Below are 20,566 nucleotides of genomic sequence, written 5' to 3'. Positions count from 1 at the left end.
GGTGGCGGTACGGCCCTCACGGGCGTACCGCCATCATCGTTCACCGGGTGTACCGCCCCCGCCGGCCGCGGCCCTCAGGGGCGTGCCGCCCCCTTCGTCCTGCCCTCCGTGTAATCCCGCCAGATGTCCGCCGGAAGGCGGCTGCCGAGCGTACCGGTACCGGCTCCGGCCACCCCGTCCAGCGGCATCAGGTCCAGCTTGCGCAGGTCCATCCGGTACAGCACCACGGCCGTGGCCTCCTGCTCGGTGTACCCCACGAACCACGCCGCCTTGTTGTCCTGCGTCGTGCCCGTCTTGCCGGCCGCGCGCACCCCTGGCACCCGCGCCGTCGCGCCGGTGCCCTCCTCCATCACGCCCTCCAGCGCCTCGGTCACCTTCCGCGCCACATCGGCGGAGAGGGCCCGCTGGGAGCGCACGGCGGGCAGCGGGACCTTCTGGCCGTTGCGGGTGACGCTGAGGACCGAGTACGGCTCGGTGTGCATGCCCTTCGCGGCGAACGTCCCGTACGCCGTCGCCATCCGGATGGCGCTGGGCGTGGAGGTGCCCAGCGAGAAGGCCGGTACCTGGGGGCCCATGCTGGACGGCAGCAGTCCGGCGTTCACGGCGTGGCGGCGCACCCGGTCCAGGCCCACGTCCATGCCGAGCTGGAGGAAGGGCGTGTTGACGGAGTTCACCATCGCCTCGCGCAGGGTGATGGCCTCGCCCCAGGACTTTTCACCGTCGTTCTTGCCCTTCACCACCTTGCCGTTCTTGTCCCAGTAGGGGCCCTCGGGCGTCATCACGGAGGCGTTGTGCCGGCCGTCGTACGGGGTGGAGGGGGTGACGGGCGCGCGGGGGCCCTGGCGCTCGCGCATGACGCCCTCGCTGAGCGCCGCCGCGTAGACGAACGGGGTGAAGGCCGACCCGGCCGGGACGGTCACCGCGTTGGACTCGTTGAACCCCTGCTTGAGGAAGCCGGGACCGCCGTACAGGGCCAGGATCTTCCCGTCCGCGCCGACGGTGGCCGCGCCCGTGCGGACGAAGGTGTCCTCCTCCCGCTTCTTCGGGTCGAGCTTGGCCCGGGCCGTGTGGACGGCCTTGTCGAGGGCCTCGGTCCGGGTCTTGTTGAACGTCGTGTAGACCTGGTAGCCGCCGAGGTCGAACTCGGCGTCGGAGACCTTCCCGCTGCGGGTGACGTACGACTTGGCGAGTTCGACGAGGTACCCGTGCTGGCCGCTGAGGTCGGTCCGGCCGCCGGTCACCTCGGTGGGCTCGGGGAACTTGGTGTACTTCGCCCGCTCGGCCGGCGAGAGCTTGCCGATCTCGACCATGCGGTCCAGCGTCCACTCCCAGCGCTCCACGGCCCGCTCGCGGTTCCCGCCGCCGAGGGCCGGGTCGTACAGTCCGGCGCCCTTCAGGAGGGACGCCAGGAAGGCGCCCTCGCTCGCGTTGAGCTCGGACACCTCCTTGCCGTAGTACGCCTGCGAGGCGCGCTGGATGCCGTAGGTGCCGCGCCCGAACCAGCTGGTGTTGAGGTAGCCCTCCAGGATCTCGTCCTTGCTGAACTTGTTGTCCACCTTGAGGGCGAGCATCACTTCGGTGAACTTGCGCGAGAACGTCTGGTCCTGGTTGAGGTAGGCGTTCTTGACGTACTGCTGCGTGATGGTGGAGCCGCCCTGCGTCTCGCCGCCCCCCAGCATCCGGGTGATCGCGCGCGTGATGCCGGACGGCGAGATGCCCGGGTCCTCGTAGAAGCTGGCGTTCTCCGCCGCCAGCACCGCCCACCGGACGTCCTCGGGCACCTCCTCCAGGGGCATCTCCTGGCGCCGCACCCAGCCGGTACGGGCCATCACGGTGCCGTCGTCCCAGTAGTAGACGTTGTCCTGCTGCGTGGCGAAGGAGTTCAGGTCCTCGGGTATCTCCGTACGCCAGTACACGAGGGCCAGACCGGTCGTGACGAGTCCCACGGCGATGAGCAGGGAGCCCACGAGCTGCCGCCACGAGGGGATCCACCGACGGAAGCCCTGGCGGCCCGGGCGGGGGTAGTGCGGTCGCATGCGCCGCGCCAGCGGGAGGAGCACCGCCAGCCGGTCCACGGGCACCCAGGAGGGCGGCTTCCGTCGGGGCTGCCGGGCGGCCCGGCGGGAGCCGGCTCCCGCGCGCGGCTCTCCGGCGGAGTCCCCGCGGCCCGTGGCGGCGGGGACTCCGCCGGAGAGGGTCCGCAGGGCCATGGTGGACTCCACGTCCGCAGGTCCGGCGGACTCGGAGCGCTCAGAGGTGCCCGGGTGTTCCGGGTATGCCGAGTGCTCAGGGTGCTCGGAGTGCTCCGGGTATCCCGGGTGCTCCGAGTCGGCTGAGCGTTCCGGCCCGGTATGGCCGGCGTGGTCCGGGCGCGCGGAACCGAGGCGTCCGGTCCTCCGGCGCGGTGCGGGCTTTCCCCTCTTACCCATGGCACATCACCGCGGCCCCACGCCCCACGTCACGGCCGACCACCGTCATCGACATCATTCCCCCCGAGTCTGCTCACGTCTTCTTTACGGTATTCACCCTATGAAAGATGAAGTTTCACCGACTGCGGGGGGCGGTTCCAGCAGGCGGACGCGCCCGTGCTCACTTCCGGGCGTAGTCCGCAAGGGCGGGTTCCAGCAGGTCGAACGCCCGGACGGCCTCCCTTTCCAAGGTCGCCGCGATCTCGGGGTTGGCGTGGCCGGCGAGCGTGAGCTCCTGGATGCGGTGGAACAGGACGCGGTGCACCGCGCCCAGCAGGGCCGCGGCCGTACGCGCCGTGATGTCGTCGGCCGGGGCGCCGGTCGCCTCGGCGAGGGCGGCGGCGAGGGCGTCCTCGCGCTGGTCCTGCAGGCCGCGGAGGCAGGCGGTCAGGGTGGGGCTGTCCGCGATCATGCCGGTGAACTCCGGCCCGGCGAATCCCGCGACGGGGTCCTGGGCGGCGACGGCGGCCAGGAAGGAGCGGCGGAGCGCCGTGAGGGCGGTCTCCCCCGGCGCCCGCTCGGCGACGGTACGGGCCAGACCGGAGGCGAACTCCTCCTGGTGGTCGAAGGCCAGGTCCTCCTTGCGCGGGAAGTAGTTCGTCACCGTCTTCTTCGCGACGCGCGCGGCGTCGGCGATGTCGGCGATGGTCGTGGCCTCGAAGCCCCGTTCCAGGAAGAGCCGGGTCGCCCGGTCGGAGATCAACTGCCGCGTCTCGCGCTTCTTGGTCTCCCGCAGGCCGGGGGCCGCGGTGTCCGTCGCGCTGCTCGTCTGCTGGGTCATGGAGCGCATCTTACATCGGTCGTAAATTAACTCCCGTTGTAAGGTGTGGTACGCCGCAGCATCTGGCCGGCGGCCAGCGCACGGTACAGCGGGCTGGTCTCCAGCAGCTCGTCATGGTCGCCGCAGGCGATGGCACGGCCCTCGTCCAGCACCACGATCCGGTCGGCGTGCTGGACCGTGGAGAGCCGGTGCGCGATCACCAGCACCGCGCACTCCCGGGCCGCGTCCCGCATGACGGCGGTGAGCGCCGCCTCGTTGAGGGCGTCCAGGTGGGACGTCGGCTCGTCCAGCAGCAGCAGGGACGGCCGGGCGAGCAGGGCGCGGGCCAGGGCGACGCGCTGCCGCTCGCCGCCCGAGAGGGTCGAGCCGCGCTCGCCGAGCCGGCCGGAAAGCCCGCCGGGGAGGCGCCGCACGACACCCTCCAGCTGGGCGAGTCCGACCACCCGCCGCACCTCCTCGTCGGTGGCGCCGGGCACCGCGTAGGCGATGTTGTCGCGCAGCGTGCCGTGGACGACGTGGGTGTTCTGGTCGACCACCGCGATACGCGCCCGGCACTGCGCGCGGGTCAGCTCGGCGGCGGGCCGCCCGTCGAACAGCAGGGTCCCGGAGTCCGGTTCGTAGAACCGCGCCGCGAGCGCGAAGACGGTGGACTTGCCCGCGCCGGAGCGGCCCACCAGGGCCACCTGCCGACGGGGCGGGACGGTCAGGGTGACGCCGCGCAGCACCGGGCGCCCCGGGTCGTAGCCGAACCGGACGTCGCGCAGGGCGAGTACGGGTGGCGGCGCCGCCTCGGCGGGAGGCGGGGTACGCGGTGTCACCCGGCACCTCGCGGTGGAGGGCTCGTCCGGCTCCGCCTCCAGCGCCAGCGCCTCCGCGATGCGCTGGTGGGCGCCCATGCCCCGCTGGATCAGCCCGACCGCCCGGAAGACGGACGACAGCGGCAGCACCAGGTACGACGCGTACAGCAGGAAGGCGACGAGGTCGCCGAGGGAGTCGGAACTGCCGTTCACCCGCAGGCCGCCGATGACCAGGACGATGAGGAACGAGCCCTGGACGGCGAGTTCGACGGCCGGGCTCATCACGGACGCCAGCTTCGCCGTCCGTACGCCCGCGTCGTACGCCGCGTCCACGCGCTCCCCGATGCGCCGCGCCTCGCGCTCCTCCGCCCGGTGCACCCGCACCATCGGCAGCGCGCCGAGCGCGCGCTCCAGGTCCGCCGCGAGAGCGCCCACGGCGTTCTGCATGCGCGTCGACGCGGCGCGGATGCCCTGGAGCAGCGAGGCCACGACGGCGGCGGCACCGGCCACCGTCAGTGCGACGAGGAGCAGCAGGACGGGGTCGAGCCACGCCATGAGCGCGATCGCCCCGGCCGCGACCAGCGCGCCCGTCACGAGGTCGACCAGCGCCTGCGACACCACCTCCCGCAGCAGCGTGGTGTCGGAGGTGACCCGGGCGATGAGGTCGCCGCCGCGGTGGCGGTCGTACTCCCGCATCTCCAGCCGCAGCAGCCGGGCCACGAGCCCGTGGCGGAGTTGCCGTACGACGCCCTCGCCCATGCGCTCCAGCACGAAGCGGCCCACCGCGCCGGTGGCCGCCTCGGCGACGAACAGCGCGCCGAGCAGCGCCAGCGGCGTCCAGAACGCCGCGCCGTCCCCGGCGCGCCCGCTCCCGTCCACGACGAGCCGGGCCACCAGCGGCTGCGCCAGGCCCAGCGCGGAGCCGACCAGGGTGAGGGCGGTGGCGGCGGCGACGGAGGACCGGTGCCCCGCGGTGAGCCGGTACAGCGTGGCGACCGCGGCCCGGGTGGAGCGGTCCCCCTCCGCGCCCGCGCGGTCGCCGGCCACCTGTGTGCCGGTCATGGGACCGGCGGCCCGCTCGCCGCCCGGTCCGCCGCGTCGGCCGTGGGCGCCGCGTGCGCCGCGTGGACCGGTCCCACTGCGATCAGGCGCCGGAAGTAGTCGTCCGGCACGCCCTCGCCCACCGGCCGCCCCTCCGCCTCGATCCACGCGTGCGCGGTGAAGGGCGGCACGACCCGTACGCCCGTGCACCACGTGGGCCAGCTCCCGCCCAGCCGGCACAGCAGCGCCGCGCCCAGCGAGCGGGGCAGGCAGCCGCGCGGACCGGCGCAGCGCAGGCTCACCGCGCACAGGGCGTCGCGGGCGGCCGCGGCCTGCGCGGCGGTGGCGGGCCGGGCCCCGCGGCGTACGACGCCGAGCACGGCGCGCATCCGGCGCGGCGGCAGCAGCGCGAGTGCGAACGCGGGCAGCAGCACGAGCCGCGCGGCCAGCCGCCGGGCGAACGGCACTCCGGTGGGCCGCTCCAGCGCGCTCGGCGTGGTCATGAGACCAGCCCCGAGGAGCGCAGCTCGGCCACCAGGGCCGCGACGTCCTGCTCCGCCCGCACCCGCTCGATGTCGTACGCGGTGACGAGCGCGTCCGCCGCGGCGGCTTCGTCGCCGCCCGCCATCAGGGTGCGGACGACGACGGTGCCGGCGGGGTTCAACTCCCAGTACTGTCCGCTGCGTTCGTCGAGGAGGACCGTGCCGTAGTCGGTGTCGGCGGTGGAGACGTCGGCGCCGAAGCGCAGTGCCATGGCTGGTTCCCTTCGGTCGGGGGGGTCGTGGCGGGGGTGAGGCCGCGCAGCCAGACCTCGCAGGCGATCGTCGAGTAGAGGATGGCGTCGCGCAGCCCGGGCGTGGAGGGCCGCTCGGCGAGGCGGCGCAGCGCGGTGCCGTCCACCAGGCCGAGGCGGGCGAGCCGTGAGTCCTCCCAGAGCGCGACCAGGTCGGCGCGGTGTGCGCGCAGCCCGTCGGCGGCGTCCATGGAGGCGGCGGCCTTGTTGGTGCGCCGCAGGCACACCTCGGGCACGATCCCGCTCATGGCGGCGGTGAGGAGGGGCTTGTACGCCCAGGGCGTGACGCGTTCGTCGGGCCGGACGGCGAGGCAGGCCTCGATGACGCGGTCGTCGAGGAACGGCGAGGCCATCGGTACGCCGGCGCGGGCGGCCATCCGGTCCCACTGCCGGATGATGCGGCTGCCGGCGCGGATCTGGTCGAGGTCGGCGTGCAGGCCGCGGTCCCGGTGGAGCGGTCGGGCGGTGGCGGCGGCCTCGCGCAGGGCGCGCCGCGCGGCCGCCTCGGCGTCGGGGGTGACCCAGTCGAAGAGGCGCGGGGGCATGCCCCAGCCGAGGCTGGTGGTGACGGTGGCGGGCAGCCCAGGGTCGCGCAGCCGGCCGCTCGCGTCCGCGAGCCACGTGCCGTACGGACGGGAGTCGGCCAGGGCGCGGAGCGTGGCGCCGAGCGGCCACTGCCACAGGGCGCGGAAGCCGCGCAACTGCCGTGCGGCGAACAGGGGTCGGGTGCGGGCGAGGCGGTGGTAGTACGCCTCCGAGCACCAGGCCACGTGGTCGCCCCCGATGCCGGTCAGGTGGAGGCGGCTGCCCCGCTCGGCCATGGCGGGCAGGTGGTGCAGCATCCGGGAGCGGTCCATGACGCCGATGGTGGGTTCGTCCAACAGGTCGTCGATGGCGAGGAGGTCGGTGTAGACGAGCGGGGAGGCGTCGGCGTCCCACACGACGTGCTCCACGTCGGGCAGGAAGCGGGCGGCCTGCCGGGCCCAGTGCAGGTCGGTGTCGGCGGGGTCGCGACCGGGCCAGGTGCTGGCCACCACGTGGGCGGGTGAGTCGTCGGCGAGGAAGCAGATGGTGGTGGAGTCCAGGCCGCCCGACAGGTCGCAACTGACCGTGCCCCCGGCGCGGGTGCGCGCGGCGACGGCTTCGGTGAGCGCCTCGCGGACGAGCGGCGCGCCGTGGGCGAGGGTCCGTGTCGGCTCCGGCGGGGTCCACCAGCGCGCGTGCCGTGCGCCGCGTCCGTCCGGCGCGACGACGAGCGCGTCCTCGGGCGGTACGGCGGTGACGCCGCGCCACATCGGCGCCTCGGCGAGCGGGTGCGGCACGGGCCACAGCAGCCGGACGGCGAGCTGCTCGGGGTCGGGGTCGCGGCCGAGCGCGGCGGCGAGGACGTCGGCGCGCGGCGCGGCCACCCGTACGCCGCCGATCGGGGCGTGGAAGACCAGCCGCAGCCCCGAGGCGGTGCCCTGCACGCGGAGCCGGCCGTCGAGGACGGCCAGCAGGTGGAAGCTGCCGGGCAGCGTACGGGCCAGGGCGTCCAGTTGGGCGAGGTCCCGGAGACGGGCGGCGTGCCGGTGCAGTTCGGCCTCGTCGAGCGGGCAGCAGCCGATGACGGCGAGGAGCGTGGTCCCGGCCCGGGCGGCCACGATCTCGTCGTCGTGCCAGCGGCCGACGAGCCAGGGCCGTCCGGAGGGGTGGCACAGCGTGCGGGTGCCCTCGTGGGCATCGGTGCGGGTGAAGAGCCGGGCCACGGCGGGCGCGGCCGCGTGGTCCGGAAGGACCACGAAATCCGCGTCGCCGGGGCCCGGTCCCGCACTCTCGTGCGTGTCAATCATGGCGTCGATTCGCTCGCGCCGTCCGCCGTCAGTTCTTGCTCAGGATCAGACGGTCGTTCCCGGACCTCTGGAGGAGTCCGGTCTTCTTACGGAAGGAACCCAGGCGGACGAGCATCGGCGCTTCGTATGCCTTCTTCACGGTTGTCTCCTTCTGTTCGGTTGTCCACCCGCCCTGCAATGGCGGGTGGCCCGGTAACAGAAGCAAGCCCCAGGTCAACGCCGTGCCGCAAGAGGCGATCTGTTTCTCAGATTGTCGTACTAATCTGATGGTTGGGTGATGAAAGCAGACAGGGAAGGGCGCGTAACCCCATTGCCTGCACGGAGGCTTGATTTCGCGCCACGAGCCGCGCGTCGTGGCAACAGTTCGCCACCTGCGTTTTTCCGGAATGCAAGACTCCCGTCGCCCGGGGGCGCACACCCCGCCGATATGGTCGCCGCCCGGCGCGGAAAAGACGTCCCGCGCGCCCATTTCCCGCTCACACTCACCGGGTGAGCACCCGCGCGAACGCCCCCTCCTTCGCCGCCGACAGCTCCTCCCACGTACCGGTCGCCGCGATGCGGCCGCCCTCCAGGACCGCGATCCGGTCCGCCCGACGCACCGTCGCCGGGCGGTGGGCGATCACCACCGTCGTACGGCCCCGCGAGGCGGCCGCCAGCGCCGCCGACAGCTCGGCGTCCCCGGCCGTGTCCAGGTGGGCCGTCGTCTCGTCCAGGACCAGCACCCGCGGGTTCGTCAGCAGCGCGCGGGCCAGCGCCACGCGCGAACGCTGACCGCCGGAGAGCGTCGTACCGCGCTCCCCCACCTGGGTGTCGTAGCCGTCGGGCAGCGCCTCGGCGATCCGGTCGACACCGCACAGGCGGGCGGCGGCGCGCAGCTGCGCGTCCGTCGCGTCCGGCGCCGCCAGGCGGAGGTTGTCGGCGAGCGTGCCGTGGAACAGCGGCGCGTCCTGGCCGACCACCGCGACCGTGCGGCGCAGTTCCTCGTCCGCCAGGTCCCGTACGTCGACGGGCTCGCCGTACGCCCCGACGAGTTCGACCGCGCCCTCCGCCGGGTCCCAGAAGCGTGCCAGCAGGGCCGCGCACGTCGACTTGCCGGCGCCGGACGCGCCCACCAGGGCGAGGGTCTCGCCCGCATGGACCGTGAGGTCGAGGCCGTCGAGCACGGGGGCGCCGCCGTAGTCGAAGCGGACGCCGCGCAGCCGGATGCCGAGCGGTCCGGTCGGCGCCGGGCGCGGCGCGTCGGGCGCGGGTGCGCCGGCCCGGGCGCGGATCGCCGCGCCGACGCGGGACGCCGCGGCGCGCAGCCCGCCCGCCTGGCCGAGGGCGGCCGCCGAGTCGGCGACCGGCGCCAGGACGCCGAGCGCCAGGGCCATGGCGGCCGGGGCCCATGCCCCGTCGAGCGTGTGCGCGGCCGCCGCGACCACCCCGACGACCGCCGCCACCACCAGCAGGTCGCGCACCGCCGCCGCGCCCGCCTCCCACGCGTGCTCGGCCCGCTGGGCCTCGCCGAGCCGCTCGCCGTGGGCGCGCAGCCCGGCGCGGCGGCGCTCCAGCGCGTCGAACGCCAGCAGTTCGCGCATCCCGTCGACCGTCTCGACCACCTCGGCCGAAAGCTCCGCCGCGGCCCGGCGGGTACGGGCCCCGCGCACGGCCCTGCCCCGCCCCTCCAGCAGCGGCGCAAGGACCAGCAGCCCCGCCACGGGGACGACCGGGGCCAGCAGCCAGGGGTCCAGCACCGCCAGGACCGCCGTACCGGCGGTGAACACGACGCCGGAGGCGAGGAGTTGCGCGACGGCGTGCGCGTAGAAGAACTCCAGCGCCTCCACATCGCCCAGCGCGGCCGCCGCCAGGTCCCCGCTGCGGCGGCCGGCTATCCGGGCGGGCGCGCTGCGGGCCAGGCCGTCGAAGACCCGGATGCGCAGCTCGGCCAGCACCCGGTACGCCAGGTCGTGTGAGAGGTCCATCTCGCGCCAGGTCGCCAGCGAGCGGACCACCACCAGGACGATCAGGGCGCCGACCGTGGTGGCGGCGGGGGCGGTGCGGTCCATGACGGCGGTGCCGACGGTGTGCGCGGCGAGCGCCACCAGGGCGACGAGCGCCGCCTGGTCGACGAGCGCGGCGGCGAAGGTGCGTGCCGTCATCGCCTTGTGGGCGACGAGGACGGGCAGCAGGGCGCGCAGCGCGCCCCGCTCGGGGGTCGGGGTCGTGGTCGTGGTTCCGGCGCTCACGCCGCCTCCTCGTGGGTGCGTCCGGCGGCGACGAGCCGCGCGTAGAGGGCGCTGCGCGCCAGCAGGCCCGTGTGCGTGCCGACCGCGTCGACCCGGCCGCCGTCCAGCACGACGATCCGGTCCGCGTCCCGTACGGAGGCGAGGCGGTGCGCCACCACCAGACACGTACGGCCGCGCGCGGCGCGGAGCAGCTCGCGCCCGATGAGGGCCTCGCGGCGCTCGTCGACCGCGCTCGTCGCCTCGTCGAGGACGAGGACCGGGGCGTCCGCGAGGAGCGCCCGGGCCAGGGCGAGACGCTGGCGCTGGCCGCCGGAGAGCGTCGCGCCGCGCTCCCCGACCTGGGTGTCGTAGCCGTCGGGAAGGCGGGTGATCTCGTCGTGGACGCCCGCGGCGCGGGCGGCGGCGTACAGCTCGTCGTCGGTCGCGCCGGGGCGGGCCAGGCGCAGGTTGTCGGCGACGGAGGCGTGGAAGAGGTACGTCTCCTGCGACACGACGGCGATGCCGCGGCGCAGCGCGGCGAGCGCGAAGGCGGTGTGGTCCGTGGAGTCGAGGGTCACGCGGCCGCCGTCCGGGTCCCACTGGCGCAGGAGCAGGGCGACGAGCGTCGACTTGCCCGCGCCGGAGGGGCCGACGACGGCCGTCGTGCGGCCCGCTTCGGCGGTGAACGACACCCCGCGCAGGGCGGGCGCGGTGGCGCCGGGGTAGGTGAACCGCACGTCGTCGAAGCGGATGGCCGGGGGGTGCGCGGGGGTGCGCGCGGTGCCCCCGTCCCGTACGGACGGTCGCGCGGTGCGGAGTTCGGCGATGCCGTCGGCGGCCGAGACGCCGAGGTAGCCCGCGTGCCACTCGCGCGACAGGTCGCGGACCGGGCGGAAGCACTCCGAGGCCAGCATGAGGAGCAGGTACGTGCCCGTGGCGGCGGTCCGCCCGGACGCGGCCGACGCGCAGGCGACCAGCGCGGCGGCGACCGTACCGCCCTGGACGGCGAGGTCGGTGATGCCGGTGTCGATCAGCGACACGCGCAGCTTGGCGACGGTGGCGCGGTGCAGGGCGGCCGAACGCTCCTCCAGGCGGGCGCGCACGCGGGCGACCGCACCGGCGGCCCGCAGCGCCGGCATGCCCTGCAGCGCCTCCAGGTAGTCGGCGGAGAGCGCCTCGTACGACCCCCAGTGCTCCTGCCCGCGCCGGGCCAGCAGCGCGTCCCACCAGCGGGGCGCGAAGAGGGCTAGGACGAGGGCGGGCACGAGGGCGAGGAGCGCGGCCGGCTCCACCACGGCGACGGCCACGAGCAGGAGCGGCGGCAGCACGCAGGTGACCAGGAGCTGCGGCAGGTAGCGGGAGACGTACGCGTCGACGCCCTCGACGCCGTCGACGAGCGTGGCGCGTACGGCTCCGGCGCGGGCGTCCGTGCCGCGGCCGACGGGGCCCAGGGCGCCGAGCCGCTGAAGGAGCGCGTCGCGCAGGCCCGTCCGTACGCGCGCCCCGGCGCGGACGGCGAGCGTGCGCTGACGGCGGGTCAGCGCGGCGCGGACCGCGACGGTGGCGAGGACGGCGGCCAGGAGGCCGGGCAGGGCGGCGGTCTCGCCCCGGGCGATCCGGGCCAGCGCGAGGGCGAGGAGCACGGCCTGGGCCAGGTGCGTGACGGCCACGGCACCGAGCAGAGCCGTGGCCCCGAGGAGGGGGCGGCGCGCGATCCTGGCGGCGCGCAGCAGCTCCGGGTGGAGCATCATGGCCGGTCGGTCCCTTCTGTGTGGGTGGTGTCGGCGGTGCGGAGCCCCAGCGCGAGGGCGTGCACGAGATCGGGCGGCCCCTCGGGGCCGTGCTGCCACGAGCCGATCGGGCGCGAGGCCTGCCCGAGGTGGACGGCCACGGCCTGGGCGAGGCCCACGGCGTACCCGGCGTGCAGGTGGGCATGGCGGACCCGGGCGGGGGCTGCGTCGTCGGGGCAGCCGTGCGCGAGGAGCAGGGCGCCGACGTGTCCGAGCCAGTGCTGGCCCGCGGCGCGGGCGGCGAGGGCCGGGGGGATCTCGGTGGTGAGGTGCCACCGCACGGCCGTCGTGCGGCGGGCAGCCGCCAGGACCGTGTCCAGCGCAGGCCGTTCGGGTACGACGGGGAAAGGCGGCTCCGCGCTGCGGCGCGAGAGCAGCGCGGCCGCCGGAAGCGCGGGGGCCTCCGTACGCAGCCACGCCGTCCCGCCGCCCAGCCCGTCGAGCGCCTGCCAGATGTCCTCCAGGACCGGGGGCGGCGCATGGCGCGTCGGCGGGGGCGGGGCCCCGGGCCCGTACGCCGACCAGCGTTCCAGTACGTCGCGGGGGCCGGGTGTCAGGCGGACGGCGGCAAGCGGGTGTTCCGGTTCGGCGCCGCGCCAGTCGGGCGGGAGGCCCGCCGCCCGGGCGAGGAGCGTGACGTTCGCGTCGGGGCACCACTCCGGCGCGCCCGCGAGCGCGAGGGCGGCCGCGGCGTGACCGGTGTCCAGGAGCAGCAGCGGCCAGGCGCGGTGGCCGTAGTGGGAGGCCGTGCGCCGCGCGGTGACGGTCAGGACGGCGACCGCACCCGGCGGGGCGCCGACGGGCGCGGTACCGCGCGGGATCAGGCGGTGGCGTACGGGGTCGTACGCGTACCGGCCGGGCGGCAGCGCGGTGCCCGGGCCCAGCAGGAGGTGGGCGTTGACCGGGTGCAGGGCGCCGGCGGACGCGGCCGGGCGCAGGCGGCCGCCCGCGAGGGACAGCCGCAGGAGCCGGTCCAGCGGCGGCGGGACGGGCCGGGGTTCGCCGGGCCAGGGGGTGACCTGGTGCCCGGCCGGGAAGTCCGGGCCGGGCGGCTGGGGGGAACGGGCTCGAGTCAGGAGGTTCATCACATGTGGGGCGGCGGCGCGAGGGTGAAGTCGGCGGCCGTGGCGGGCGCCTGGGTGCGCCAGTGGCGTTCGAGGGCCGCTTCGGCGAAGCGCGGGCAGCCGAGGTAGGCGAAGGCCGCGGGCTGGTTGGGGATCAGGCCGGAGACGAGGACGCGGGCGACGCGCAGGGGCGTCTCCCGGACGTCCTCGGTCGTCAGGTCGAAGGTGAGGATCCGGTGGCCGGCGAGGCGGGCCTCCAGGTCGCTCCGGGTGCCGGGCTTGACGTCGGTGACGGGGACGGTGCCCAGCGCCGGGTCCGTGAAGCGGCGCGCGTACGGCTCCATGCGCGGGTCGAGCCACACCTGGACGTGGGCGCCGAGGTCGCGTACGGCGGCGAAGTCCGCGCCGCAGTCGTCGAGGTAGCGGCGGTCGGGGCGGTGGTCGAGGTAGAGGCCCCGGGCGAGCATGCCCGCCTCGATGGCCTGGAAGACCCAGCCGTCGGCGTCCGTGGTGCCCTGGGTGAAGACCCACGTGTGCACGGCTTCCAGGACGGCCTTGCGGGCGGCTTCGGCCGGGTCGTAGCGGCAGGCGAAGCCGGCGGCGTAGAGGCCGCGGGCGGGGTCGTGGACGAGGGCGGCCATGCAGGGCGCGAACTCGGAGGGCATCTCGACGATCCACACGTCGAGTGCGCAGCCCGCGAGGTCGTCGAGGAGGCCGGGGACGCTGGCCGGGTCGATGCCCCGGGTCGGCCCGTCGAGGTGCCACCAGAGTTCGAGGGCGTCGCGCTCGACGATCTCCAGGAGCGCGCGTTCGACGGCGTCGTCCAGGCCCTGGCCGGTGGCGATGCCCGCGTAGTTGAGGTGGTGCGTGCGCGGGAGCGAGCGGTGGGCTCCCTGGCGCCAGTTGAGGTGGGTGAGGGCGACCGGGGCCCACACCTCCTCGCCGTTCTCGCTGCCGCGCGCCCAGAGGGCGGGCGTGTCGGGGGTGAGCGGCCGGTACGGGAACCCGGGCCGGGCGTACTGCCAGGGCGCGTAGGCGGGCAGGTCGCCGGGGCCGTACAGGCGCTTGCCCTCGGCGGCGAGTTCGGCGGCGGTGGCGCGGCGCGGCGCGTCGGGGTGGCCGGGCGGCGGGACGCGGTTGCCGCAATAGCGTTCGACGGCCTCGGCGATGGCCGCGACGCGGGCGCCCGCCGGGTCGCCGAAGGTGGTGCCGAGCGAGACGCGGTCGGCGGGCCAGGCGCCGAACCGGCGGGCGTCGGAGACGTCGGCGGTCATGGCGGTGTAGCGGGGCGGGGCGCCGGTGGTGTGCGGTACGGGCTCGACGCCGCGTATCAGCCCGCAGACCGGGTCCACGAGGGCTTCGATGTTCACGTCTGGATCTCCTGTACGGGGTCGACGGGGTGGGCGCCCCGGACGACGGGGAGGAGCAGGGCGCTGCCCCGGGTGCGTACGGTGCGGTGGGAGGGCAGCAGGCAGGTGGCGGTCACCGGGTCCTCGCCGGTGTGCGGGTTGCGGGCGTGCGCCGGGAAGTGGTGGCCCGCGACCTCCAGGCGCAGGCGCGTACCGGCGCGCAGCCGCCGGGCCAGGTGCCCGAGCGGGACGGTGAAGGGCCCGGGCTCGGTGCGGCGTACGACGCCGGTGGCGAGCGGCTCGGCCCGGCCCTCGGGGTCGAGGGCGACGAGCCGTACGGCCCAGTCGGCGCTGGGCGCGTCGGCGGTGGCGTCCAGGGAGACGTCGGCGGGGCCGAGCAGGTCCAGCGGGCGCGGCAGGGGCGGCGAGAGCAGCAGGCAGCGGTCCGGGGTGCCGTCGGCGGGGACGTCCAGGTCGTCGGAGCGGACGGGGCGCTCGGGGTCGGCGGTGAAGTCGGCGCCGCGCAGCAGCCGCAGGCCGGTGCCGAAGGCGTACGGGGTCGGGTCGGGCGGCTGGGGGCGGTACCAGTGGTCGCTGCCGCCGAGGGCGAGCGCGCCGGTCCGGCCGGTGAGCGCGCCGGCGAGTGCGGCGCGGGCCCAGCCGGTGTAGAGGGCGCCGAGGGACAGGCGGTGCGCGGGGCGGGCCTCGGGCGCCGGTTCGGCGGTGAGCCGGTGGCCCCAGGGGCCGAGCAGCAGGCGGGCGGGGCCGGGCCAGCGCCGCCACAGCCGGAGGGTGTCCTCGGCGAACGGGTCGCGGCTGCCGCCGACGGCGAGCAGCGGCACGGCGGAGGCGGGTGTCTCGCGGCGTGGCGCCCGCCACAGGGCCCGCCAGGCCGGGGAGTCGAGGATCCCGGTGACGGGGAGGTGGTCCAGCGCCGCGGGGCCGGCGGTGAGGCCGCCGTGCTGGGACCACCAGCCCGCGCGGGCCTGGAGGCGTTCCGGACCGGTCGCCTCGCGCGCGGTCTCGGCGAGGCCGAGGGCGGGGACGGCGGCGATCACGGCGTCCGCGCCGGGTGTGACGAGGGCGCAGTGGGCGGCGTAGGAGGCACCGGCGGCGACGACCCGGCCGTCGCTCCAGGGCTGGGCGCGGACCCAGTTCAGGGTCGCCTCGCCGTCCGCGCGTTCGTGGTCGCCGTACGGCTGCCAGTCGCCGTCGGAGGCGTGCCGGCCGCGGACGTCCTGGGCGAGCGCGGCGAAACCCCGGGCGGCCCAGCCGCGCAGCTCGGCGCGGTGGTGGCGGCGGTCGTACGGGGTGCGGACGACCACGGCGGGGTGGGGGCCGGGCGCCGGGGGCAGGCAGACGTCCGTCGCCAGCCCGTCGATGCGGACGGTGCCGGTCACGGGCGGGCGTCCAGCGGGGCGACGTCCGGCACGGGCAGGACGGGGTGTTCGGTGACGGTGAGGTCGCGCACGTCGAGGCGGCGCAGCCGGCGCCGTACGGGCAGGGGCGCGCCGTTCGCCCAGGCGATGAGGTCGCCGGTGAGCAGGGCGGCGGTGAGCGCGGCGGAGGCCTCGGTGTGGCCGCCGCCGTCGGGGGTGGTGTGTCCGGCCCAGTAGGCGGCGAGTTCGCGGTGCGCGGGGGTGGCGGCGAGGCGCCGGAGCCGTACGTCCGCGGAGGTGACGTCGCCGGGGGCGCACGCGAGGGGCTCCAGCCAGGCGTGGGCGCCTTCGCGGTGGCAGCGCAGGAAGGCGGTGCCGTGGGCGGTGAGTTGGTCGGCCTCGTCCCAGACGCCCGCCGGGGCGGGTCCGTCGAGGCACCAGACGACCGCGGTGCGCGCGGGGTCCTGGTCGAGGTCCGGGTCTTGAAGGTCCTCCCGCACGCGGGCTCCCGCGTCGCGGACGTACCGCGTGAGCGGCCCTGTCAGCCCGGGGTCCCCGAGCACGACCACGGTGCGTCCGTCGAGCGGGGCGGAAGCCCGCGTGCGGGTGGTGTAACCGGCCTCTTCGAAGGCGTCGGCGAGGGCTGCCAGCTCGCCGGACGCCGGGTGACCGGTCGTCAGGTGCGCCAGGAGGTCCGTCTCGTCCACGTCTCCGGTGTTCACCCGCAGAAACGTTCCATCGGGCGTGCGGACGGCAAGGCCCTGGTCAGGGACGGTGACGAGGGCGACGCCGGGGGCGAGCCGCACGGTGGCCACGAGGTTCCTCCATGGGGAAGGGCGGGACGGGGACGGGACGGGCCCGCCCGGGAAGGCGATCCGGGCGGGCCCAGGCACGGGTGACGCGGTGTCGGCCTGGCTCGGCCGACTCGGCTCTACTCGGCCTTGGTCGGCCTTACTCGGCCTGCGTCGGGCCTTACTCGGCCCTGGTCGGCCTTACTTGGCCGCGTCGGCCTCGACGGCCTCGACAGCGTCGTCGAAGGGGTTCTCGACGAGGGCGTTGGAGTGGGTCGCCGACAGGTGGGCGAGCTGACCCTGCTCGGCGATCGGCGTGAACACCTTGTTCTGCTCCATGAGTTGAGCCTCCGTTTTCTCCGGGTGACCGCGCCGCCGGACCGGCGACGCACTGCAGACATTAATGAATATGATTTTCATTCCGCAAGGGGTGGGACGGTCGGGAGAGGGTGATCCGGGTAACACACCGGCCAGCCGCCCTCCGGATCGCGCCCCACCCGGCCCGCCACGCCGAGGACGTCGGCGAGCAGCGCCGGGGTCACCACCTCGGCCGGCGGCCCGTCCGCCGCCACCCGGCCGCCCCGCAGCGCCACGATCCGGTCCGCGAACCGTGCCGCGTGCCCGAGGTCGTGCAGCACCATCACGACCGTCAGCCCCCGCTCCTCGCGCAGCCGTACGACGGTCTGCATCACCTCCAGCTGGTGCCGCAGGTCGAGGTAGGTGGTCGGCTCGTCGAGCAGCAGCACGCGGGTGTCCTGGGCGAGCGCCATGGCCAGCCGTACGCGCTGGCGCTCACCACCCGACAGCGCGTCCACGGGCCGGTCGGCCCACGCGGTGACGCCCACGTCCGCCATGGCACGGACACACACCGCGTCGTCACCGTCCCGCAGCATGCCGAGCGGCCCGCGGGCCGCGTACCGCCCCTGACGTACGAGCTGACGCACGGTCATGCCCGGTACGGCGGGGGCCTGTTGGTGTAGCAGGGCGACCCGGCGGGCGGCGGCGCGGCGCGACAGGCGGGCGAGGTCGTCGCCGTCGAGCAGCACCCGCCCGGCGGCCGGTTTGAGCAGCCCGGCGCAGAGCCGCAGCAGGGTGCTCTTGCCGCAGCCGTTGAGGCCGACGAGGGCGACCAGGTCACCCGGGGCGATGGTCAGGTCGACTCCGTCGAGCACCTCGCGGCCCGGGTAGCCGAAGCGGAGCCCCTCGACGCGTACCGAGCCGGTGGCCGTGGCCACCGGATCCAACAGAACGCTCACGTTCTCACTCCTCACTCGCCGTGCGGCGGCGCGCCACGATCAGCAGCAGCGCCGCGCCCACGCAGGTCGTCAGCGCCCCGGCGGGTACGCTCAGCCTGTCCATCTCCAGGGCCCGTGCCGCGACTTGCGACAGCCACTGGGCCCCCGCGTCCGCCCCGCCGACCACCACCGCGCCGAGCAGCGCGGCGCCGGGCAGCGCCACGCGCAGGTCGGCCCCGAAGAGCGCGAACGCGAGGTGCGGCACGAGCAGTCCGACGAAGCCGAGCGCGCCGACCGTCGAGACCGCCCCGGCGGTGAGCGCCACCGCGCACACGAGCGCGGCGACCCGCGCCCGGCCGGTGTGTAGCCCGGCCGCGGCGGCCTGTTCGTCGCCGCAGCGCAGCAGGGTCAGGGGCGCGGCCAGGGCGTAGGCCGCGACGGCCCACACGGTCGCCCACGGCCACAGCAGGTGCCAGTGGGCCCACACCCGGCCCTCGGTGGAGCCGACGAGCCACTGGACGACGCTGCCGAGTTCGCCGGGTGCGACCAGCAGCATCACGGCCGTGAGGCCGGCGAGGACCGCCGAGACCAGTACGCCGTACACGGCCATCTGCGCCGGATCGCCCTTGTCCCGCCCGGCCAGCAGCCACAGCAGGCTCGCCCCGGCGAACCCGCCCACGCAGGCGGCGGTCACCACGGCCGCCGGGGACTCCCACCCGGCCAGGCCGAGCCCGGACGCGGCGACCGCGCCGAGCACGGCGCCCGGCGTGACGCCCGTGACCTCCGGCCCGGCGAGCGGATTGCGCAGCGCCGACTGGAGGACCGTACCGGCGAGCCCGAGCGAGGCGCCCGCGGCCAGGGCCACCAGGGTGCGCGGCAGGCGCAGGTGGAGGACGACGTGCCGGGCGGTGGCGTCGCCGCCGCCGCTCAGGACGTCCCAGACGCCGGAGGCCGGGACAGCACGTCCGGCGACCAGCCCGGCCGCCGCCACGGCGACGGCGAGGAGCAACAGGGCGGTGGTGCGTCGTGCGTACGTCACCGGCGCGACCTCGCCTTCAGCAGGGCGACCCCGGCCGGGACGCCGACGAGCGCCGTCCAGGCGCCGACCGGCGTCTCGATCGGCGCGAGGGCGAGCCGCGCCGGCTGGTCGGCGCAGGCCACGACGAGCGCGCCCCACACCGCCGACCAGGGCAGCCAGCCGACCGCGTCCGAGCCGGGGCGCAGCTTCCGCGCCAGATGCGGCGCGAGGAAGCCGACCCAGGCGACCGGCCCGCACACGGCGACCACCGGCGCGATCAGCAGCACGGAGATGGTGAGCGCGGCGAGCCGCGCGCGCCGTACCCGTACGCCGAGGGCCTGGGCGTCGTCGTCGCCGAGCCGCAGCACGCCGAGGACCGGCGCACAGAGCACCAGCGCCGGGACGGCCACCACCAGCCAGGGCGCGAGGCCCGTCACGTCGTCCCAGGTCCGGGCGGAGAGGCTGCCGAGGAGGTAGCGATAGATGAGCTGGAGGTCGAGCTGGTCGGCCAGCACCATCAGCACCAGCAGCGCGGCCTGGAGCGCGGCGGCGACCGCCGCGCCGGTGAGCAGCACGGCGGAGGGGCTGCGCCCGAACCCGGCGGCGAGCAGCGTCAGTACGCCGCCGGCGGCCGCGCCCGCGAGGGCGAGGAGCGGCTGCACGGCGAGCGGCACGGACAGCGCGAGGACGAGCGGGGCGGCGACGCCGAGCGCCGCCCCGCTGGAGACGCCGAGCATCTCGGGGACGGCGAGCGGGTTGCGCAGCGCCTCCTGGAGGACGAGCCCGGCGGCGCCCAGGCAGGCGCCGGCGACGAGCGCCAGCACGAGCCGGGGCAGCCGCAGTTCGGTCACGATGACGCCGGCGAGCCCGTCCCCGCCGAGCGCGTCGGCGAGCGCGGCGGGGGGCACGTACGGCGTACCGAGGCAGAGCGCGCAGCCGATGACCGCCAGCAGCACGACGGCCACCGCGGCCCCATGGCGTACGGAGACTCGTGCGGACACTCGTGCGGTCACTTCAGCGCGGCCGTGGCCTCGTCGAGGACGATGCCGAGCGATCGGGTACCGCGGCCCTTGGCCCAGACCTCGGAGTCGACCTCGTGGACGTCACCGTTCTTGACGGCCGGGATGCGCGACCAGAGCGGGTTCTTGGCGAGCTTGTCGGACAGCTTGCCGTCGGAGGGGCCGCCGAAGGAGAGCGTCTCGACGAACATCACGTCGACGTCGGCGGCGAGGATCTCCTCCATGCTGTACGTGCCGTCGACGCCGCGGCTCTTCCACGGGTAGTGGGCGATCTTCGGGAAGAGGCCGGCGGCGACGTCGTTGCCGGGGGTGGCGACGCCGAAGTTCTCGTCGCTGCCGAAGATGATCAGCGCGGTCTTGTCGCTCTTGGCGCTCTCGGCCTTGGCGAGCTTGGCGCGGAACGCCTTCTCGGCCGCCTCGCCCTGCTGCGTACGCCCGGTGAGGGCGGCGAGGTTGCGCAGGTAGCCGACGCTGTCCTCCCACTTGTCGGGCTGCACCGGCCAGAAGACGGTGGCGCCCTTGAGCGCGGGGGCGAGCTTGCCGTGCGTGTCCTCCAGGCCGATGACGAGGTCCGGCTTGTACGACAGGATCGCCTCGGCCTCGGGGGCGAGGAACCCGCCCGGTACGACCGGGATCTTCGCGGCCTTCTCCTTGCCCAGGAACTTCGGGTGGGCGAGCAGCTTGGAGTTGGTGGCGGCGGGCGTCATGCCGAGCTCGGCGAGCATGTCGTCGCAGAGCGCGACGAGGCAGACGACGCGCTGCGGCGGGGCCTTGGTGGTGACGGTGACGCCCTTGGCGTCGGTGACGGAGCGGGCGGCGGCGATGGGCTCGACCTTCCCCTCGGTCTTCGGCCCGGCCTTGGCACCGTCCTCGGCGCCGCCCTTGGTGGTGTCGGCGGCCCCGCCGCAGCCGACGAGCAGCGCCCCCATGACGGCCGTGGCGGCCCAGCGGCGCACGGTGATCCCCAGCATTCTGCGTGACATATGGCTCTCGATTCCCTGT

Annotated in this window: 17 protein-coding genes and 1 pseudogene; all 18 read right to left on the bottom strand. The window is 75.7% G+C overall.

Translation table 11 applies throughout. The annotated features are described in order from the left end of the window. Positions 1-74 precede the first annotated feature (74 nt). The 18 genes and pseudogenes from ACZ42X_RS13140 to ACZ42X_RS13055 all read right to left on the bottom strand — a co-directional run bounded on the left by ACZ42X_RS13140 (position 75) and on the right by ACZ42X_RS13055 (position 20,547). Complete coding sequence (locus ACZ42X_RS13140) at positions 75-2,210, bottom strand: transglycosylase domain-containing protein (RefSeq protein WP_468288086.1); 2,136 nt, start codon at positions 2,208-2,210, stop codon at positions 75-77. A 379-nt stretch (positions 2,211-2,589) separates the two neighbouring features. Then, a complete protein-coding gene (locus ACZ42X_RS13135) occupies positions 2,590-3,249 on the bottom strand; it encodes a TetR/AcrR family transcriptional regulator (RefSeq protein WP_468288084.1) in 660 nt (219 codons plus the stop codon). A 26-nt stretch (positions 3,250-3,275) separates the two neighbouring features. Next, the gene (locus ACZ42X_RS13130; RefSeq protein WP_468288081.1) at positions 3,276-5,108 is read right to left on the bottom strand and encodes an ABC transporter ATP-binding protein; all 1,833 of its coding nucleotides are present in this window, start codon (positions 5,106-5,108) and stop codon (positions 3,276-3,278) included. Beyond that, entirely contained in the window at positions 5,105-5,590 is a 486-nt protein-coding gene (locus tag ACZ42X_RS13125) for a lasso peptide biosynthesis B2 protein (RefSeq protein WP_468288078.1), read from the bottom strand. Before ACZ42X_RS13125 ends, ACZ42X_RS13130 begins: the two co-directional genes overlap by 4 nt. Further along, entirely contained in the window at positions 5,587-5,841 is a 255-nt protein-coding gene (locus ACZ42X_RS13120) for a lasso peptide biosynthesis PqqD family chaperone (RefSeq protein ID WP_468288076.1), read from the bottom strand. Before ACZ42X_RS13120 ends, ACZ42X_RS13125 begins: the two co-directional genes overlap by 4 nt. Before the next feature lie 23 nt (positions 5,842-5,864). After that, positions 5,865-7,712, bottom strand: a pseudogene (locus ACZ42X_RS13115) (lasso peptide isopeptide bond-forming cyclase); the annotation flags it as partial. A 28-nt stretch (positions 7,713-7,740) separates the two neighbouring features. Next, complete coding sequence (locus tag ACZ42X_RS13110) at positions 7,741-7,851, bottom strand: keywimysin-related RiPP (protein WP_468288073.1); 111 nt, start codon at positions 7,849-7,851, stop codon at positions 7,741-7,743. Between the two features lie 343 nt (positions 7,852-8,194). Further along, entirely contained in the window at positions 8,195-9,940 is a 1,746-nt protein-coding gene (locus ACZ42X_RS13105; protein ID WP_468288070.1) for an ABC transporter ATP-binding protein, read from the bottom strand. Continuing rightward, positions 9,937-11,670, bottom strand: a complete 1,734-nt coding sequence (locus ACZ42X_RS13100) for an ABC transporter ATP-binding protein/permease (protein ID WP_468288067.1) — start codon at positions 11,668-11,670, stop codon at positions 9,937-9,939. Before ACZ42X_RS13100 ends, ACZ42X_RS13105 begins: the two co-directional genes overlap by 4 nt. Continuing rightward, a complete protein-coding gene (locus ACZ42X_RS13095; RefSeq protein ID WP_468288065.1) occupies positions 11,667-12,794 on the bottom strand; it encodes a nitroreductase family protein in 1,128 nt (375 codons plus the stop codon). Before ACZ42X_RS13095 ends, ACZ42X_RS13100 begins: the two co-directional genes overlap by 4 nt. Continuing rightward, positions 12,794-14,143, bottom strand: coding sequence for a YcaO-like family protein (locus ACZ42X_RS13090; RefSeq protein ID WP_468288062.1), 1,350 nt, complete (start codon positions 14,141-14,143; stop codon positions 12,794-12,796). The genes ACZ42X_RS13095 and ACZ42X_RS13090 overlap by 1 nt, the downstream gene beginning before the upstream one ends. Next, positions 14,140-15,522 carry a CocE/NonD family hydrolase gene (locus ACZ42X_RS13085; RefSeq protein ID WP_468288060.1) on the bottom strand — a complete coding sequence of 461 codons (1,383 nt, stop codon included), beginning with the start codon at positions 15,520-15,522 and terminating at the stop codon, positions 14,140-14,142. Before ACZ42X_RS13085 ends, ACZ42X_RS13090 begins: the two co-directional genes overlap by 4 nt. Continuing rightward, positions 15,519-16,316: a hypothetical protein gene (locus ACZ42X_RS13080; RefSeq protein ID WP_468288057.1), complete on the bottom strand. Its 798-nt coding sequence runs from the start codon at positions 16,314-16,316 to the stop codon at positions 15,519-15,521. Before ACZ42X_RS13080 ends, ACZ42X_RS13085 begins: the two co-directional genes overlap by 4 nt. Positions 16,317-16,493: 177 nt before the next feature. Beyond that, entirely contained in the window at positions 16,494-16,631 is a 138-nt protein-coding gene (gene amiA, locus ACZ42X_RS13075) for a streptamidine family RiPP (RefSeq protein WP_468288054.1), read from the bottom strand. A 77-nt stretch (positions 16,632-16,708) separates the two neighbouring features. Beyond that, entirely contained in the window at positions 16,709-17,548 is an 840-nt protein-coding gene (locus ACZ42X_RS13070; protein ID WP_468288051.1) for an ABC transporter ATP-binding protein, read from the bottom strand. Positions 17,549-17,552: 4 nt separating this feature from the next. After that, positions 17,553-18,566 carry a FecCD family ABC transporter permease gene (locus tag ACZ42X_RS13065; protein WP_468288048.1) on the bottom strand — a complete coding sequence of 338 codons (1,014 nt, stop codon included), beginning with the start codon at positions 18,564-18,566 and terminating at the stop codon, positions 17,553-17,555. After that, positions 18,563-19,498, bottom strand: a complete 936-nt coding sequence (locus tag ACZ42X_RS13060; protein ID WP_468288767.1) for a FecCD family ABC transporter permease — start codon at positions 19,496-19,498, stop codon at positions 18,563-18,565. The genes ACZ42X_RS13065 and ACZ42X_RS13060 overlap by 4 nt, the downstream gene beginning before the upstream one ends. A 56-nt stretch (positions 19,499-19,554) precedes the next feature. After that, on the bottom strand, positions 19,555-20,547 hold the full coding sequence (locus ACZ42X_RS13055; RefSeq protein WP_468288046.1) for an ABC transporter substrate-binding protein: 993 nt from the start codon (positions 20,545-20,547) through the stop codon (positions 19,555-19,557). Positions 20,548-20,566: the final 19 nt, after the last annotated feature.

This window comes from Streptomyces sp. NPDC030862 (genome assembly GCF_055571835.1).
This window is presented reverse-complemented; position numbering and strand designations above follow the sequence as displayed.

Bases quoted from the DNA above. Each gene is read 5' to 3' on its own strand.
- ACZ42X_RS13140 (WP_468288086.1), bottom strand. From the start codon at position 2,210: ATGGCCCTGCGGACCCTCTCCGGCGGAGTCCCCGCCGCCACGGGCCGC.
- ACZ42X_RS13135 (WP_468288084.1), bottom strand. From the start codon at position 3,249: ATGACCCAGCAGACGAGCAGCGCGACGGACACCGCGGCCCCCGGCCTG.
- ACZ42X_RS13130 (WP_468288081.1), bottom strand. From the start codon at position 5,108: ATGACCGGCACACAGGTGGCCGGCGACCGCGCGGGCGCGGAGGGGGAC.
- ACZ42X_RS13125 (WP_468288078.1), bottom strand. From the start codon at position 5,590: ATGACCACGCCGAGCGCGCTGGAGCGGCCCACCGGAGTGCCGTTCGCC.
- ACZ42X_RS13120 (WP_468288076.1), bottom strand. From the start codon at position 5,841: ATGGCACTGCGCTTCGGCGCCGACGTCTCCACCGCCGACACCGACTAC.
- ACZ42X_RS13100 (WP_468288067.1), bottom strand. From the start codon at position 11,670: ATGATGCTCCACCCGGAGCTGCTGCGCGCCGCCAGGATCGCGCGCCGC.
- ACZ42X_RS13095 (WP_468288065.1), bottom strand. From the start codon at position 12,794: ATGAACCTCCTGACTCGAGCCCGTTCCCCCCAGCCGCCCGGCCCGGAC.
- amiA (WP_468288054.1), bottom strand. From the start codon at position 16,631: ATGGAGCAGAACAAGGTGTTCACGCCGATCGCCGAGCAGGGTCAGCTC.
- ACZ42X_RS13055 (WP_468288046.1), bottom strand. From the start codon at position 20,547: ATGTCACGCAGAATGCTGGGGATCACCGTGCGCCGCTGGGCCGCCACG.